The sequence below is a fragment of the Flavobacterium aquatile LMG 4008 = ATCC 11947 genome, from assembly GCF_000757385.1.
GTDB lineage: Bacteria > Bacteroidota > Bacteroidia > Flavobacteriales > Flavobacteriaceae > Flavobacterium > Flavobacterium aquatile.
This window is the reverse complement of sequence record NZ_JRHH01000003.1, coordinates 537,755-554,412: the sequence shown is the minus strand read 5'-3', so window position 1 is coordinate 554,412 and position 16,658 is coordinate 537,755. Positions and strand designations below refer to the sequence as shown.

The window sequence follows — 16,658 nt, the reverse complement described above, 5'->3', positions numbered from 1 at the left end:
CCTTTTTTTGATGCATTGAAAATTTTCACTTAAAACGATTACGATTTCCTTGCAATAATTTTGGCTTCAAATAAAAAACTTAAAACAAATTATTATGAACCAGAATTATTTACAAAAAGTTATTGCAGTAGCATTACTATCTATTGCAACAATAAGCTGTCAAGATGATGAAGACGGAAAAAGTGTAAACCAAGACATCGATTTCTCTTACTCATCTTCTGTTCCACCATTGGCAGTAGCAAAAGAAGGATTTGAAGATTTAGAAATCACTTCGTTATTAAGCAGTCCAGACGTTTTACCACAATCGCCAAGTTTTGTATTTGGTGCACAACCAGATGGTGCTGGTTTCATGAAAGATCCTGCTGGTGATGGTTATGTAATGATTACCAATCACGAAATTTTAAAATCGGTTTCAAGAGTTTATTTTGATAAAGCACTAAAGCCTATTAAAGGTGAATACATAGTTGACGCAGTTGGTGGTTTAACACGTTTATGTTCTGCAACTTTAGCAACACCACAATTAAATGGTTTTGGCCCAATGTTTTTAACAGCAGGAGAAAGTGGTGAAGAAAGTATGGTTCATGGTATTGATCCATTTGGTCCTACAACAGATAAATCTAGAACAGATAGAGTTTTGCCAGCACTAGGAAAAGCAAGTATGGAAAACGCAGTTCCACTTCCTAAAGTAGCCTATCCTGGAAAAACTGTAATTTTAATTGGTGAAGATCAATCGTACGCAACTTCACATTCAAGTGCAGGACAAGTAATTATGTACATGAGCACAACTGTAGGTGATTTATCTAACGGAAAATTATACGCTTTAAAAAGAAATGATGGCAACCAGGTAGAAACTTCTATAAACATTGGTTCTTCATTTGACGTTTCTTTTGTTGAAATTCCAAATGCTAAAAACTTAACTGGTGCTGCTATTAACACGGCTGTAAATTCGCTTGGAGCAATTCGTTTTTCTAGAGTTGAAGACGTAGATTATAGAAAAGGTTCAGCGAAAAACAATAGAGAAATCTATTTTACAGCTACAGGTCAAGCAAGTGCTAACATGCCTGTTGAAGGTTTTACAATGTGGGGAAGAGTTTATAAATTGGTTTTAGACAACAACAATCCGTTAGTTGGAAAATTAGAATTAGTTATCAATGGTGATGCAACTCCTGGAACTGGAATAATCAATCCAGATAACATTTGTGTGACAGAAAACTATGTTTACACACAAGAAGACGGAGATTCTTATTATACTGCTGCTCAACACGATTCTTACATTTGGCAATACAAAATTTCAACAAAAACTAATGTACCTTGGTTAACAATGAACCACAAACGTACTGATGCTACATGGAACAGTACTTACAATCAATCTGGTGAAATGCGTTTCGGAAGTTGGGAATATGGTGCTATGGAAGATATCTCAGATGTAATTGGAGTTCCAGGAACATTCTATGTAAACATTCACCCACATACTTGGCAAAAAGATGCTTTTTTAAATGCGGATGGAAGCGGATTGAACACCAACAAAGAAGGTGGTCAAACGATAATCATAAGAAATGTTCAAAGATAATTTGACACTCAATACTTTAAAAGCAACCTGTAATGGGTTGCTTTTTCACTTTATATTAAATTCTTAAAATGAAATTATTATTACCAAAAATTGCACTGCTACTTGTAACATTCTTACTATTTGGATGCCAAAAAGAATACACCCCAATCACAATTCAAGCCGAATTACTTTCAAATGTAGAAGAAGTTAGGAACCAAGTAACTCAATTAAGCAAAGTTGTTTCTTCAAATAAAAGCGAAACCGAAATTCACAACGCGTTTTCTAAAACCCGAATAGCCTACAAAAAAATAGAATGGGCTGTAGAATATTTTACACCCGATCCAGCCCGATTTATAAATGGACCTGCGCTAGACGAACTAGAAGTAGAAGAAAACAAATTTTTGTCACCCAACGGATTTCAAGTTATTGAAGAATTACTTTTTCCTAAATATGAAACCCAAAATAAAACCGAATTACTTAGAGAAATTGCCGTACTTAAAGGAAATTTAGCACAAGTACGCGAACATCTAAAAGCAATAACCATAACACCGGATTATGTTTTGGACGCAACAAAAATGGAAGTATACCGAATTTTAACTCTAGGAATTACAGGTTTCGACTCGCCTATTGCTTTACAATCAATTCCAGAAACGCAAGCTAGTTTGTTGTCTTTGAAAAGTTTGGTATATAAATTAAATACAAAGAAATCAAAAACCGAAAGTCAAATTACATCATTAATTGACAAAGCAGTTCTCTTTTGCAAATCCAATTCCGATTTTAATACTTTTGATAGAGCAACGTTTATCAAAACTTATCTAAATCCAATTAGCGAAAAATTAGTACAATTTCAAAAAGAAAATAGCATTCCAAATGTTATTAAGAACAACGCCATCAACCCAAATGCAACTTCACTTTTTGCAAAAAACACGTTCAACGTAAATGCTTTTATTCCGTCTGATGAATATAAATATACAGCAGAAAAAGCCAAATTAGGTGAAATGTTATTCTACGACAACGCATTATCCAAAGACCAAAACAGAAGTTGTGCATCTTGTCACAATCCAGAAAAGGCCTTCACCGATGGATTAAAAACAAATCAATCACTTACTGGAACAAGCCTTCCAAGAAACACGCCAACAGTTACTTATGCTTCGTTGCAAAACGCACAATTTTGGGACATGCGCCAAACCGATTTAGAAAAACAAAGCAAAGATGTTATTCAGAATAAAGAGGAAATGCACGGTGACTTAAAAAACAGTTTGCCTAAAATAAGTCAAAATCCAAAATATAGATCTCTAATTAACAAAGCCTTTCCTCAAAAAACCGAAGTACAAGAATGGCAACTTCAAAATGCGATTGCAAGTTACATCCGTTCGTTAAACAAATTCAACTCTAAATTTGACACCCATTTTCAAGGTACTTCCACTACACTTTCAAGCGAAGAGCAACTTGGTTTTAATCTCTTTGCAGGAAAAGCAAAATGCGCAACATGTCATTTCATTCCGCTTTTTAATGGAACCGTTCCTCCTATTTACAAAAAAACCGAGCAAGAAGTTATAGGTACGCCACAAGTAAAAAACGGTAAAATTATCAGTCCCGATTTGGGTAGATTTACGCAATACAAAATGGCGCAACTTAAGAACGCTTTTAAAACACCTACGCTAAGAAATATTGCTCAAACCGCACCATACATGCATAACGGAGTTTTTACAACACTCGAAGAAGTAGTAGATTTCTACAATAAAGGTGGCGGAATTGGTACAGGAATTAACGTAGAAAATCAAACTTTACCATCAGATGCTCTGAATTTAACTTCAACCGAACAAAAAGCACTTGTTGCCTTCATGAAAACGCTATCCGATAACAAGAATTAGAAACGAATGGCTTGTGCATTTTCAATAATCCCTATTCCTGCTATCTATTACAATAAAAAATGCCTTGAAACAATCAAGGCATTTTTTATTTTCATTTCTATCAGGGTTAGATAGTATTTGTATTGAATAGATGTTAAAATATTTAAGAATATTGACTGGAATTAGCTACTCCAAACTCAACGTTATCTGTCCATCTTCATCCAATTCTGTTTGAATATCGTCGGAAACATTGTCTTCACCAGAAACTTCCATTTCTTCAGCAACTGGTTCTTCTGGTTCTTCGTATGGTAATGATTCTAGTAAATTTACTTGTTTCAATTTATCTGCTGTCAATTGGTTACCCAAAGCTTTTATTCCTTTTACAGCAATAAACTGTTCTAAATCTATCGTTTGATTTTCTTTTTGAACGCCTTTTACTTTCGCAAAAATTAACTCAGCAACTGGCCGCCAATCGGTTGAAACAATTTCTAATTGTGATTTTTCATGTTCGGTGATAAAAATTTCTTCTTTATTTTCGTTTTCAACTAAGAATCGTTTTACAAAATAGCGTTCTTTCTCGCCATCATAATAAATAGTAGAAATTGGTTTTTTCGGATGCCACTTTTCAAGAACAATCATGTCTTCGTCAAAATGCGTTGTCAACTCTGGAATAATGGTTTTCAATTTTCCACTTTGATTGATAATCAACAAACGATCATTTGGACGAAATTCACCCAACAACTCACCTCTTCCATCAACATTCAATCTTTGAACTGTATCGTCAAACCAAACTTTTCTCGGACGCAAAGTAGAAATTCCTTTCTCTTTCAATTCAATTTTCTTAATTGGATATTTGGTAACCGTATTTCCACGAGAAGCACGACCTTTTATAGCAATATCGGTGAAATCGACATCCCATTTTAGTTTTTTTACACTTCCAACTTGACGTAATAAAATTGTTACAACCTCAGCTTCACCATTAGGATTTGCTGAGAAATATAAAGTTTGCGATCCCGGTTTTTCCTGTGTTAAATCGTAAAATTTATCACGAGTCACGCCCGATACATTGAAACGTTTAATGAATGTAGAACCGTTTTTACCATCACGATAAATCATATTGTAAATGGTTCGCTTATCATTTTTATCAAAAACCGCAATGTGGATAATATCTTTTCCAACGAATTTCTTATCATCGACTTTGGCAATCATCATTTTTCCATCGCGCAAGAAAACGATAACATCATCAATATCCGAACAATCGGCAACGTATTCGTCTTTTTTCAAACCTGTTCCAAAGAAACCTTCTTCTTTGTTTACATATAATTTTGTGTTTCTTAAAACCACTTTGGTAGCTTCAATATTTTCAAAACTTCTTAACTCTGTTTGACGCTCGCGACCTTTTCCGTATTTCTCTTTTAATCTGGTAAAATAATCAATAGCAAAATCAATCAGATTATCTAAATGATGTTGCACTTCTTTCATTTCGTCTTCCAATTTGGAAATAAAATCATCCGCTTTATCCGAGTCAAAACGCGTAATACGAATCATTGGAATTTGGGTTAATTTTTGCAAATCTTCGTCTTCAATGTCACGTACAAATGACTTTGCAAATGGTTCAAATCGTTTGTACATGTATTCATAAAGCGATTCTCTATCAGAATACAATTTGAAATCTATATACATTTCTTCACGAATGAAAATCTTTTCTAAAGTAGAGAAATGCCATTTATTTTTAAGTTCTTCTAATTGAATTTCGAGTTCTTTTTTCAATAAATCAACCGTTCTTTCGGTCGAAATTTTCAACATAGCAGAAACTCCAATAAACAACGGTTTGTTATCTTCAATTACACAACCCAAAGGCGCAATCGAGCTTTCGCAAGCTGTAAACGCGTACAAAGCATCAATCGTTTTATCCGGAGAAACTCCTGGAAATAAATGAATTAGAATCTCAACTTCGGCAGCGGTATTGTCTTCAATTTTCTTGATTTTGATTTTACCTTTCTCATTCGCTTTCAAAATACTGTCAATCAATGTCGATGTATTGGTCGAAAACGGAATTTGAGTAATTACCAGAGTTTGCTTGTCTAATTGCGAAATTTTGGCACGAACACGAACACGTCCGCCACGAAGTCCATCGTTATAATTAGAAATATCTGCAATTCCGGCAGTTTGAAAATCTGGGTATAATGTAAACGGTTTTCCTTTTAAAATTTTTATCGAAGCATCAATCAATTCGTTGAAATTGTGGGGCAACACTTTAGTCGATAAACCAACCGCAATTCCTTCAGCACCTTGAGCTAAAAGCAATGGGAATTTTACCGGAAGATTGTTGGGTTCGGCGCGACGACCATCATAGGACATTCCCCAATCGGTGATTTTTGGAGAATACAAAACTTCTAAAGCAAATTTTGACAAACGTGCCTCAATATATCTCGAAGCCGCAGCACTATCGCCGGTTAGAATATTTCCCCAGTTTCCTTGACAATCTATGAGCAACTCTTTTTGACCAATTTGCACCATAGCGTCACCAATACTAGCATCTCCGTGAGGATGATACTGCATTGTGTGACCAACAACATTGGCTACTTTATTATAACGACCATCATCCAACTCTTTCAGCGAGTGCATAATACGACGTTGAACTGGTTTAAACCCATCTTCAATTGCAGGAACAGCACGTTCTAGAATTACATAGGAAGCGTAATCCAAAAACCAATCTTTGTACATTCCTGTAACTTTGGTAATGGTATCTTCTGGATTTTCGTCGTTGTCGTAAAAGTGATTTTTGCCTGTAGAAACTATGTCCTCAAAGCCTTCGTCAGCAATTTCGTCGTTGGTTGATTCTAACTCGTCGTTAGTTTCTTCTTCGTTAATGTTATCTTCTTCTTCGTCTTTCATTTATGCCTTTTTTGTAGCACAAAGTTTCACTAAGTTTTTACACAAAGTATCACAATGTTTATATAATCAATCTTTTAATTCCGTCTTTCAATGATCTTTTATAAAAATTCAATAGCAAGCCTAATTTACAATCTGAAAGTCTCATATAAGTTAAACATTGAGCTGTGTGTTCAATTGCAAAATCTTCAACTACTTTTAATTCAATTATGACTTTTTTATTTACAATTATGTCAACTCTGTAACCGCAATCAAACTTTATCTCATCATAAATTACTGGAAATGCCTTTTCTTGCTCAACATCTAATCCACAATTTCCAAGTTCAAAAGCCAAACATTCTCTATAAACTTTTTCTAATAAACCTGAACCAAGTTTGGTGTGAACTTTAAAAGCACATTCTAAAATAATTCTACTTATTTCATTTTCTTCAACCATATTTTTTGTAGCACTATGTAACTCAAAGTTTTCACCAAGTTTCACTATGTTTTTTTATTTTTTTTTGGAGCAATTGTTTTCAAAGTTTAAAGTAAGTTTCAAAACGTTTTTTTGTGTGACTTTGTGCTAAACCTTGTGCAACTTTGTGCTCCACCAACTTACTTCTCAACCAATTCCTTATCCAATTCCACTTTCAAATTATTGATGATGAAAATCTGTCTATCTGGTGTATTTTTACCCATGTAAAATTCCAACAACGTTTCTATTGATGTGGCTTTGTCTAACATTACTGGATCTAAACGGATACTTTCTCCAATAAAATGCTTGAATTCATCTGGTGAAATCTCTCCTAATCCTTTAAATCGAGTTATTTCTGGTTTTGGTTTTAATTTCTCTATTGCATCGCGACGTTCTTCATCTGAGTAGCAATAAATAGTTTCTTTTTTATTTCGAACACGGAATAACGGCGTTTGCAAAATATATAAATGCCCTTCTTTGATCATTTCTGGAAAAAATTGAAGGAAAAAAGTAATCAGTAACAATCGAATGTGCATTCCATCGACATCGGCATCGGTGGCAATTACGATGTTGTTGTAACGTAAATCTTCAATACTTTCTTCAATATCCAATGCCGCTTGAAGCAAATTGAACTCTTCGTTTTCGTAGACAATTTTCTTCGACATTCCGTAAGAATTCAATGGCTTACCTCGCAAACTAAAAACGGCTTGCGTATTCACATCACGACTTTTGGTAATCGAACCCGAAGCCGAATCTCCTTCCGTAATAAAAAGCGTGCTTTCTAAACTTCTCGGATTTTTAGCATCGGTTAAATGCACACGACAATCACGCAATTTTTTATTGTGCAAACTTGATTTCTTCGCTCGGTCTTTAGCTAATTTTCTAATTCCGGAAAGTTCTTTACGTTCGCGTTCGGCTTGTAAAATCTTACGCAAAAGTAAATCGGCTGTTTCTGGATTTTTATGTAGAAAATTATCGAGTTTGGTTGTTATAAAATCATGAATAAACGTTCGAACTGTCGGACCATTCGGACCAACATCGTTAGAACCTAATTTGGTTTTAGTTTGACTTTCGAAAACAGGTTCTTCCACTTTTATCGAAACCGCTGAAACTATTGATTTTCTAATATCTGAAGCTTCGAAACCTTTGTTGTAATATTCACGAATGGTTTTTACAATAGCTTCACGAAACGCGTTTAAGTGCGTTCCACCTTGTGTTGTATTTTGTCCGTTTACAAACGAATGGTATTCTTCTGAATATTGTGATTTACTGTGCGTTAATGCAATTTCAATATCTTCACCTTCAAGATGAATGATTGGATATTGCATGTCTTCTTCAGTAATTGTTTCTTCCAATAAATCTTTTAATCCAAATTCTGAAAGGTATTTTTCACCGTTAAAATATATTGTTAATCCGCGATTTAGATAACAATAATTTTTGAGCATTTTGATGATGTACTCATTTCGGTATTTATAGTTTTTGAAAATAACTTCATCTGCAATAAAGGCAACTTTTGTTCCTTTTCGCTTGGTTGATTCAATTACATCTTCTTCAATGGTTAGATTTCCTTCAGAGAATTCGGCAGCTTTTTGTTGGTTATCACGAACCGATTCCACACGGAAATAATTGGATAAAGCATTCACAGCTTTGGTACCAACTCCATTTAAACCAACCGATTTTTTAAACGCTTTCGAGTCATATTTTCCTCCGGTATTCATTTTGGAAACTACGTCAACTACTTTTCCTAAAGGAATTCCACGACCATAATCTCGCACAGTTACGAGTTTATCTTTGATGGTAACTTCGATAACTTTTCCTGCGCCCATAACGAATTCGTCGATGCAGTTGTCGATTACTTCTTTTAGTAAAATATAAATTCCGTCATCTGGAGACGAACCATCACCGAGTTTCCCGATGTACATTCCGGGACGCATTCTGATGTGTTCTTTCCAATCGAGTGAGCGTATATTGTCTTCGTCGTATTTAGTTTCGTCTGCCATTTTTAAAAAATCGAATTTCAGCTAATATAGTGCATTTTGAGTAGATTTTTTAATGGTTTTCATCAAAGTTATTAAGAATGTTTTTGACAATTATTTTAATGTAAATACATTTTAATGTAAAAAAAAACTGCTAAAATTTAGCAGTTTTTCTTGTGAGATAATTCCTTTTACAATTTAAAAGAATAATTACATATTAGATTGAAAGAGTTTGACTTAATAGAACCGTCGCCAACAACAGGTAATGCACTTATATTTGCTAAACCCAAATTTTCTCTTATTTCAATGTTTATTTCACTATTATTTTTCAATTTAAATGTTTTTCCAACACCAAAAACAAAACCAAAATCAAAGGATTTCATGTTATCTGTAAAATCCGAATTTATATCGTCATAATTATTAGTAAGCTCTGATTTTAGCAAATAGCTCAAAAATGGTCCACCATTAATGTAAAAGCTTTTACTATTATCAAATTTATATTTCAAAATAATCGGTATTGATATAAATTGATTCTTAAATTTAATTTTTACTTTTTCATAAAAAGCTGGATCATCAGGACTTTGAAATTCTATATATGGCTCATCATTTAATGATTTTCTATCGTAATTTACATTAGCAACTAATGATAATCGCTCTTTTAATTGATATTCAAATGAAACTCCCACCAAAAAATCAAATCCAGCATCAAAATTTTCAACCATTGGATTACCACGGAAACTTGAATAGGTCAATCCACTATTAAGTCCAAACTTCAAATTATCTTGAGCAAAACAACTACTAGTAATGAAGATTTCAAATAATAAAATAAAAACTATTTTTTTCATAAAATTTATTTTAAACGTTAAATCTAAAATGCATCACATCACCATCTTTAACAATGTATTCTTTACCTTCTACTCTTAGTTTACCTGCTTCTTTTGCTTTAGCTTCTGAACCTAAAGAAGAATAATCATCGAAAGCAATAACTTCGGCACGGATAAATCCTTTTTCAAAATCGGTGTGGATTACTCCTGCTGCTTTTGGTGCTGTATCACCAACGTTAATTGTCCAAGCACGAACTTCTTTAACTCCTGCTGTGAAATATGTTTGAAGTTTTAATAATTTGTAAGCCGCACGAATTAAAACTGCCGAACCTGGTTCAGTCAATCCCATATCTTCAAGAAAAACTTGACGTTCTTCGTAGCTTTCTAATTCGGTGATATCGGCTTCTGCTCCAACTGAAAGGATAATAACTTCAGCATCTTCATCTTTTACTAATTCACGAACTTGGTCAACGTATTTGTTTCCGTTTACTGCTGAATTTTCGTCAACATTACAAACATACAATACTGGTTTGTTTGTAATTAATTGAAAATCTTCCAATAATTCGATTTCGTCTTGATTTTGCGGTTCCACAGTCCTTGCAGATTTTGCTTGCAATAATGTTTCACGAATTCTATCTAAAAGTGCTTTTTCTACTTGAGCTTCTTTGTTACCAGTTTTAGCTGCACGATTTACTTTTTCTAAACGCTTTTCAACCGTTTCTAAATCTTTTAATTGCAATTCAATATCAATCGTTTCTTTATCGCGAATTGGGTTTACATTTCCGTCAACGTGAACAATGTTATCGTTATCAAAACAACGCAAAACATGAATAATTGCGTTACATTCTCTAATGTTTGCCAAAAATTGATTTCCTAAACCTTCACCTTTACTTGCTCCTTTTACCAATCCTGCAATATCAACAATATCAACAGTTGCCATTTGAACAGCTTGTGGTTTTACCAATTCTTCAAGACGATTAATTCTTGGATCGGGTACGTTAACCACACCAATATTGGGCTCAATTGTACAAAACGGAAAGTTAGCACTTTGCGCTTTAGCATTTGATAAACAATTAAATAAAGTCGATTTTCCTACGTTTGGTAATCCTACAATTCCTGCTTTCATATCTTTTTGATATTTTTTTATTTGTTGATATGTAACGCAAAAGCGTTTCATCGGTACGTTTTATTTTAAAAAGTGTGCAAATATAAGTTATAATTTAAAATTATCGATAAGACTTTAGTACAGAACAATGTAAATAGTATAAATTATAATAAAAATTGTGTAACAGAAATTATTTAAGTCGTTGCTAAATTTGTAATGTATTAATTAATAAACATTTATATTATGAAAACTATACTTTTAACTTTCGCTACAGTTTTTGCATTTTCTGCTAACACTTTTGCACAAGCACCAAAAAATGTAAAATCGGAAACTAAAACTACTATAACAACTATTAAAGATTCTCAAGGAGAAAGAAAATTAGTTAAAACAGAAGACACGAAAGAAGTGCAAAAAATTGAATTAGGTGAAGAAAAACCTAATACAATTAATATAAATCAAGTTCCAAGTCCAGTTGATGTAGTAAAAACTACAGAAATCAGCATTGATGGAAAAGTTCAAGAAGTAAATGTTGACCACTCAGCCTATTATATGTTAGATGGACAAAAATATCAAATGCAATCTGACAAATCGGGTTATACTTTGACTTCTCCTGATAGCAAATCGAAAGGGATTTTACGTAAAACGTCTAACAATAACTACATTTATGTAAATGATAATAAAGTTGCTGTAGGATTTTATGATACTGATGGAAATTTCATTTTAGAAACTTACGATTCTAAATCGGATACTATGAAAAGAGAGAAATTTGAAATTGTGAAATAAAAAACATAATCTCTATATATCTTAAAGTTCCAATTTGTTTATACAGTTGGAACTTTTTTTATTCTTCACCTCTATCAGCTACACTTAGAATTATTTCATCTTCTTCTGGAGTTGCTGCTAAACCTGAAATTTCCCAATAATTATTTAGAATTACATTCTTTTTATTAAACAATGTTTTGTCTTTAAACACTTCACTTTCTTTATAGGAAAAGTTTTGCGTGCTGAAATTAGTAGTTACAAAACTGTTTTTTACTTGAATGTCAGTCGAATTATTTCTTTGAATTCGTTCGAAACCAATTTCTTCTCTTGAACTCAACAAATAATAATTAGAAGCATCCGATCGATAAATTGTTTTAAAAAATGATTTATAAATATTTTTCACATTATTACCTTTTCGTTCTTTTAATTTGACAATCGTCGCTGGTGTTACTTCTGAAGTTACTTCAATTATAATTTTCTTTTTTCTGTCGTAAGTAATTGTAAAATCATCTAATAATCCGGTGGCAGTGTCAAGTGGCGTTACAAACATGATGTAATAATCGGCGTTTTCTGATGTAGCTTTTATTAAAAAATCAAACTCCTTTTTGGCTCTTGGTTGTAATAATGGTAATAGGTATTTAAAATTGTAATAGTTCTCAATGATATCATTCAAATTGTAGCCCAAAAGTTCGTTACTGATATTTACGTTAACTAAGCCATACGATCGATTTTGCTCGACTAAAATTGCTGACGAAATCTTTTTGGGTTTCCCAAATAACTGAAAATTCATAAGTCCGTCATTATAATTAGAACAAACTCCGTTGAGCTTAAAAAACTCTCTGGAATAGACTTTTAATCGTGCTGGAACAGATAATTTATTGGTAGAATTTTCTATTAAATTGGCTAGTATTTTTTGTGGATGTTGTTTAGTTAATATAAGTTCATCAAGATTAGTAACATTATTTTTTAAGTAAATAACGTTCTCTTTTTCTTTCAAATTGGATGACCTTATGGTAACACTTTGATAGGAAGTATGCGTAATTTGAATTCCCGAAATTCCTTTTAAAACAAAGGAAACTTTACCTTCAGAATTACTTAAATTTACTTGTTTAGTTCTTAAAACCAAAACCGTTGCATCTTCAATAACAGCTTTGGTATCGGCGTCTTTTAAAACTAATACAATCTCAGCGTTTTGAGAATAAGAAATAGAAGATAAAATCAAAAAAAGAAACGCAAAGATTTTTTTCATATTCGCTAAATATTTAACGAAAATAAATAATATTTTGATTAAATTTAGGAAAAAATACGAAATTAATTCAAACGTTACTTTTTATTAATAAGGAAAATACTTTAAGTGAAGTAAATTCTTAGATTCTGTAAAGGTTTAGATACCAAATCTCTACAGAAATTATTCGTTATGTAAAAACGATTGTCTGTTTAAAAGTGTTTCATCGCTTTCAACGTGATTTTCATCAGGCACACAACAATCTACAGGGCAAACTGCAGCACATTGAGGTTCTTCATGAAAACCTTTACATTCAGTACATTTTCCTGGAACAATATAATAAATATCATCAGAAATCGGAGTTTGTGCTGCGTCAGAATCAACTTCGGTTCCATCAGGAAGAATTACTTTTCCTTTTAATTTCGTTCCGTCTTTATATCTCCAATCGTCTGCTCCTTCGTAAATTGCAGTGTTCGGGCATTCTGGCTCACAAGCACCACAATTGATACATTCGTCTGTTATAATGATTGCCATTTTTTACTTTTTGATATTAATTTTTAGATATTAGATTTAAAAAAACTTCTATCCTAAATGAATTGTTTAATTTTGTGCAAAATTACAATCAAAACCATTCATAAACAAGCAACATATGTTACAATTCGAGAAAAAAAAATGTTTTGTTGAATTAGGAAAATTTTTAAGCCAATTTGCCTTAGACAACTCAACACAAAAAGAGTCTGTTTTAAACAACAATTTGTTTTATAATGACTTCCTTTCTTTAATTGAATTATCGCAGTCTCACAACGGATGGTTCACTCCAGAGCAAGTTTATTTTTCGGTTCAATCGTGGGCAGATGCTTTAAAGGAAGAGAATATTGACCAGTGGCTTTCAAATTATGATTTATCAAATGTTACTCCAAAAACTGTAGGATTAATTCTAGCAGGAAATATTCCATTAGTTGGTTTTCATGATTTTTTATCGGTTTTAATTTCCGGACATAAAGTTTTGGTAAAGACATCTTCGAATGATCAACATTTAATAAAATTTTTAGCCAAATATCTTATTTCAGTTGATTCCAATTTAGAAGAATTCATCACTTTTACCGATGGGAAATTAGAAAATTTTGATGCTGTAATTGCCACTGGTAGTAATAATACTGCACGATATTTCGAATATTATTTCAAAGACAAACCAAGTATCATTAGAAAAAATAGAAATTCAGTTGCCGTTTTAGATGGAACCGAATCTCATGAGGATTTAGAAAATCTTGGCGAAGATATTTTTAGGTATTTTGGATTAGGATGCAGAAATGTCTCGAAAATTTTTGTTCCGAAAGAGTATGATTTTCAAACTTTTTTCAAAGCGATTTTCAAGTATGGCGATGTCATTCATTATGAAAAATACGCCAATAATTATGATTACAACAAAGCCGTTTTCTTAATGAGTAATTTCAAATTGTTAGATAACGAATTCTTAACAATCAAGGAAGATTCGAGCTACGCATCGCCTATTTCATCTGTTTTTTACGAATTTTATGAAAACCTTGAAGAAATCAAATCAAAATTAGAAAATGATTCCGAACAAATTCAGTGTATTGTTTCTAAAGGCCTTGTAAACAATAGCATTCCATTCGGAAAAACTCAAAAACCAGAACTTTGGGATTATGCGGACAATGTAGATACTATCGCCTTTTTACAGCAAATCTGACTGAAATATTCTTAAAAATTGTTATAAACTATTACGTTTTCGTTAATAACATCGCTAAATTATTGCTATATTGTAACCGCTTTTTCGTGAGCTATTTCCGAAATTTGCATCTTTAAATTTGCATTAATTTTACAATGAAAAAACACAACTACAGCGCCGGACCTTGCATTTTACCACAAGAAGTATTCGAAAAATCGGTTCAAGCCATTTTAAATTTTAATAATTCTGATTTATCAATTCTAGAAATTTCACACAGAAGCAAAGATTTTGTTGCTGTTATGGACGAAGCTAGAACATTGGTTTTAGAACTTTTAGGATTGGAAGGAAAAGGGTATCAAGCCTTATTTCTTCATGGTGGAGCAAGTTTAGAATTTTTAATGGTACCCTATAATTTAATGAAATCTGATGGAAAAGCAGCCTATTTAGATACTGGAACATGGGCAAATAACGCCATCAAAGAAGCAAAACATTTTGGTGAAACAGTAATAGTTGGTTCATCAAAAGAGCAAAATTACAATCATATTCCGAAGGATTATTCAGTTCCATCTGATGCATCGTATTTTCATTGCACAAGCAACAACACTATTTTTGGAACACAAATGAAATCGTTTCCAGAACTAAACGTGCCAATTGTTTGTGATATGAGTTCGGATATTTTTTCTAGAACTTTAGATTTCTCAAAATTTGATTTAATCTACGCTGGTGCGCAAAAAAATATGGGTCCAGCCGGAGCAACATTGGTAGTTGTAAAAGAAGAAATCCTTGGGAAATCGGGAAGATATATTCCGAGTATGTTAGATTATCAAAAGCATATTGCTGCCGAAAGTATGTATAATACGCCACCAGTTTTTCCAGTTTATGCATCGCTTTTAACGTTACAATGGTTAAAAAATCTTGGCGGAATTGCAGCAATTGAAAAAATCAATGAAGCTAAAGCCGAATTATTATACGCTGAAATCGATAGAAATCCATTATTTAAAGGAACTGCAGCCGTTGAAGATAGAAGTATCATGAATGCAACGTTCTTGTTAAACGATGAATCACATGCTCCAATATTTGATAAAATGTGGAAAGACGCCGGAATTTCTGGCTTGCCAGGACATCGTTCTGTTGGCGGATATCGCGCTTCAATGTACAACGCACTTCCGTTAGAAAGCGTTCAAGTTTTAGTTGACGTGATGAAAAAATTGGAAGTTGCAGTAAACGAATCTGTAATTACAGCATAAAAAATAATTAATAAATTAGAGGATGAGATTGCTTCGTTCCTCGCAATGACAAAAAAATGAAAGTATTAGCCAACGACGGAATTTCAAAAAGTGGAATTAAAGCTTTAGAAAAAGGTGGTTTTGAAGTAATTACAACCAAAGTTGCTCAAGAGCAAGTTGCCAATTTTATAAATACAAATGATGTTGCGGTGCTTTTAGTGCGAAGTGCAACCAAAGTTCGTCAAGATATTATTGATGCTTGTCCAGGCTTAAAAGTTATTGGTCGTGGCGGCGTTGGAATGGACAATATTGATGTAGAATATGCTCGTGCCAATGGCAAACACGTTATAAACACGCCAGCTTCATCGAGCGAAAGTGTAGCCGAATTAGTATTTGCACACCTATTTACAGGAGTTCGTTTTTTACATGATTCCAATAGAAATATGCCACTTGAAGGCGATTCTAATTTTGAAGGATTGAAAAAAGCTTACGCAAATGGCATAGAACTTCGTGGAAAAACATTAGGAATTATTGGTTTTGGACGAATTGGTCAAGCTGTTGCAAAAATGGCACTCGGACTTGGAATGAAAGTAATTGCAGCAGATAAATTTGTTAGCAATGCCGAAATCAGAGTTGATTTTTACACAGGACAATTCATCAATGTAGATATTATAACAGAGCCTTTAGAGGATTTATTCAAGCATTCTGATTTTATAACTTTACACGTTCCGGCGCAAGAAGGTTATGTAATTGGAAAAGATGAATTTGCGCTTTTAAAAGACAATGTTGGAATTGTAAACTGTGCACGTGGTGGTGTTATTGATGAAGTTGCTTTGATAGAAGCTTTAGATAACGACAAAGTTTTATTTGCAGGATTGGATGTTTTTGAAAAAGAACCAACTCCTGAGATTCAAATTTTGATGCATCCGAGAATTTCACTAACACCACATATTGGTGCTGCAACTCTTGAAGCACAAGATAGAATTGGAACAGAACTAGCAGAACAAATCATCGGAATTTTAAAAAAATAGACCCTGTTTTTTGTAGAAATATTAAATCCAAATCTGAAGTAATTTAGATTTGGATTTTTTTGTAGAATTTA

Annotated in this window: 13 protein-coding genes; 6 read left to right on the top strand and 7 right to left on the bottom strand. The window is 32.9% G+C overall.

All coding sequences use genetic code 11. From position 1 onward, the window contains the following. Positions 1-94 precede the first annotated feature (94 nt). Positions 95-1,570 carry a PhoX family protein gene (locus LG45_RS08435; protein WP_035126109.1) on the top strand — a complete coding sequence of 492 codons (1,476 nt, stop codon included), beginning with the start codon at positions 95-97 and terminating at the stop codon, positions 1,568-1,570. 68 nt (positions 1,571-1,638) lie between these two features. After that, on the top strand, positions 1,639-3,423 hold the full coding sequence (locus LG45_RS08430; RefSeq protein ID WP_035126107.1) for a cytochrome-c peroxidase: 1,785 nt from the start codon (positions 1,639-1,641) through the stop codon (positions 3,421-3,423). Positions 3,424-3,588: 165 nt separating this feature from the next. On the opposite strand, the gene LG45_RS08425 is transcribed toward LG45_RS08430, so the two are convergent. The 5 genes from LG45_RS08425 to ychF form a co-directional block, all read right to left on the bottom strand. Beyond that, entirely contained in the window at positions 3,589-6,300 is a 2,712-nt protein-coding gene (locus LG45_RS08425; protein WP_035126106.1) for a DNA gyrase/topoisomerase IV subunit A, read from the bottom strand. A gap of 58 nt (positions 6,301-6,358) precedes the next feature. Continuing rightward, positions 6,359-6,733, bottom strand: a complete 375-nt coding sequence (locus tag LG45_RS08420; protein WP_035126732.1) for a GxxExxY protein — start codon at positions 6,731-6,733, stop codon at positions 6,359-6,361. Positions 6,734-6,891: 158 nt separating this feature from the next. Further along, the gene (locus LG45_RS08415) at positions 6,892-8,751 is read right to left on the bottom strand and encodes a DNA topoisomerase IV subunit B (protein WP_035126104.1); all 1,860 of its coding nucleotides are present in this window, start codon (positions 8,749-8,751) and stop codon (positions 6,892-6,894) included. A 167-nt stretch (positions 8,752-8,918) separates the two neighbouring features. Further along, the gene (locus LG45_RS08410) at positions 8,919-9,572 is read right to left on the bottom strand and encodes a porin family protein (RefSeq protein ID WP_035126102.1); all 654 of its coding nucleotides are present in this window, start codon (positions 9,570-9,572) and stop codon (positions 8,919-8,921) included. Positions 9,573-9,582: 10 nt separating this feature from the next. Next, the gene (gene ychF, locus LG45_RS08405; RefSeq protein WP_035126731.1) at positions 9,583-10,677 is read right to left on the bottom strand and encodes a redox-regulated ATPase YchF; all 1,095 of its coding nucleotides are present in this window, start codon (positions 10,675-10,677) and stop codon (positions 9,583-9,585) included. A 222-nt stretch (positions 10,678-10,899) separates the two neighbouring features. On the opposite strand from ychF, the gene LG45_RS08400 reads away from it, so the two are divergent. Continuing rightward, positions 10,900-11,439 carry a hypothetical protein gene (locus LG45_RS08400; protein ID WP_035126101.1) on the top strand — a complete coding sequence of 180 codons (540 nt, stop codon included), beginning with the start codon at positions 10,900-10,902 and terminating at the stop codon, positions 11,437-11,439. Between the two features lie 58 nt (positions 11,440-11,497). Here the strand turns inward: LG45_RS08400 and LG45_RS08395 are convergent, their stop codons facing one another. Beyond that, positions 11,498-12,667 (bottom strand): hypothetical protein, encoded by a 1,170-nt coding sequence (locus tag LG45_RS08395; protein WP_035126100.1) that lies wholly within the window; start codon positions 12,665-12,667, stop codon positions 11,498-11,500. 159 nt (positions 12,668-12,826) lie between these two features. Then, entirely contained in the window at positions 12,827-13,177 is a 351-nt protein-coding gene (locus LG45_RS08390) for a 4Fe-4S dicluster domain-containing protein (protein ID WP_035126098.1), read from the bottom strand. 115 nt (positions 13,178-13,292) lie between these two features. Here LG45_RS08390 and LG45_RS08385 point away from each other — a divergent pair, with 115 nt between their 5' ends. The 3 genes from LG45_RS08385 to LG45_RS08375 all read left to right on the top strand — a co-directional run bounded on the left by LG45_RS08385 (position 13,293) and on the right by LG45_RS08375 (position 16,587). Further along, positions 13,293-14,351 (top strand): acyl-CoA reductase, encoded by a 1,059-nt coding sequence (locus LG45_RS08385; RefSeq protein WP_035126096.1) that lies wholly within the window; start codon positions 13,293-13,295, stop codon positions 14,349-14,351. Positions 14,352-14,485: 134 nt separating this feature from the next. Continuing rightward, positions 14,486-15,577, top strand: a complete 1,092-nt coding sequence (gene serC / locus LG45_RS08380) for a 3-phosphoserine/phosphohydroxythreonine transaminase (RefSeq protein ID WP_035126095.1) — start codon at positions 14,486-14,488, stop codon at positions 15,575-15,577. Positions 15,578-15,633: 56 nt separating this feature from the next. Then, the gene (locus LG45_RS08375; protein ID WP_035126093.1) at positions 15,634-16,587 is read left to right on the top strand and encodes a D-2-hydroxyacid dehydrogenase; all 954 of its coding nucleotides are present in this window, start codon (positions 15,634-15,636) and stop codon (positions 16,585-16,587) included. The last annotated feature ends 71 nt before the right edge of the window (positions 16,588-16,658 follow it).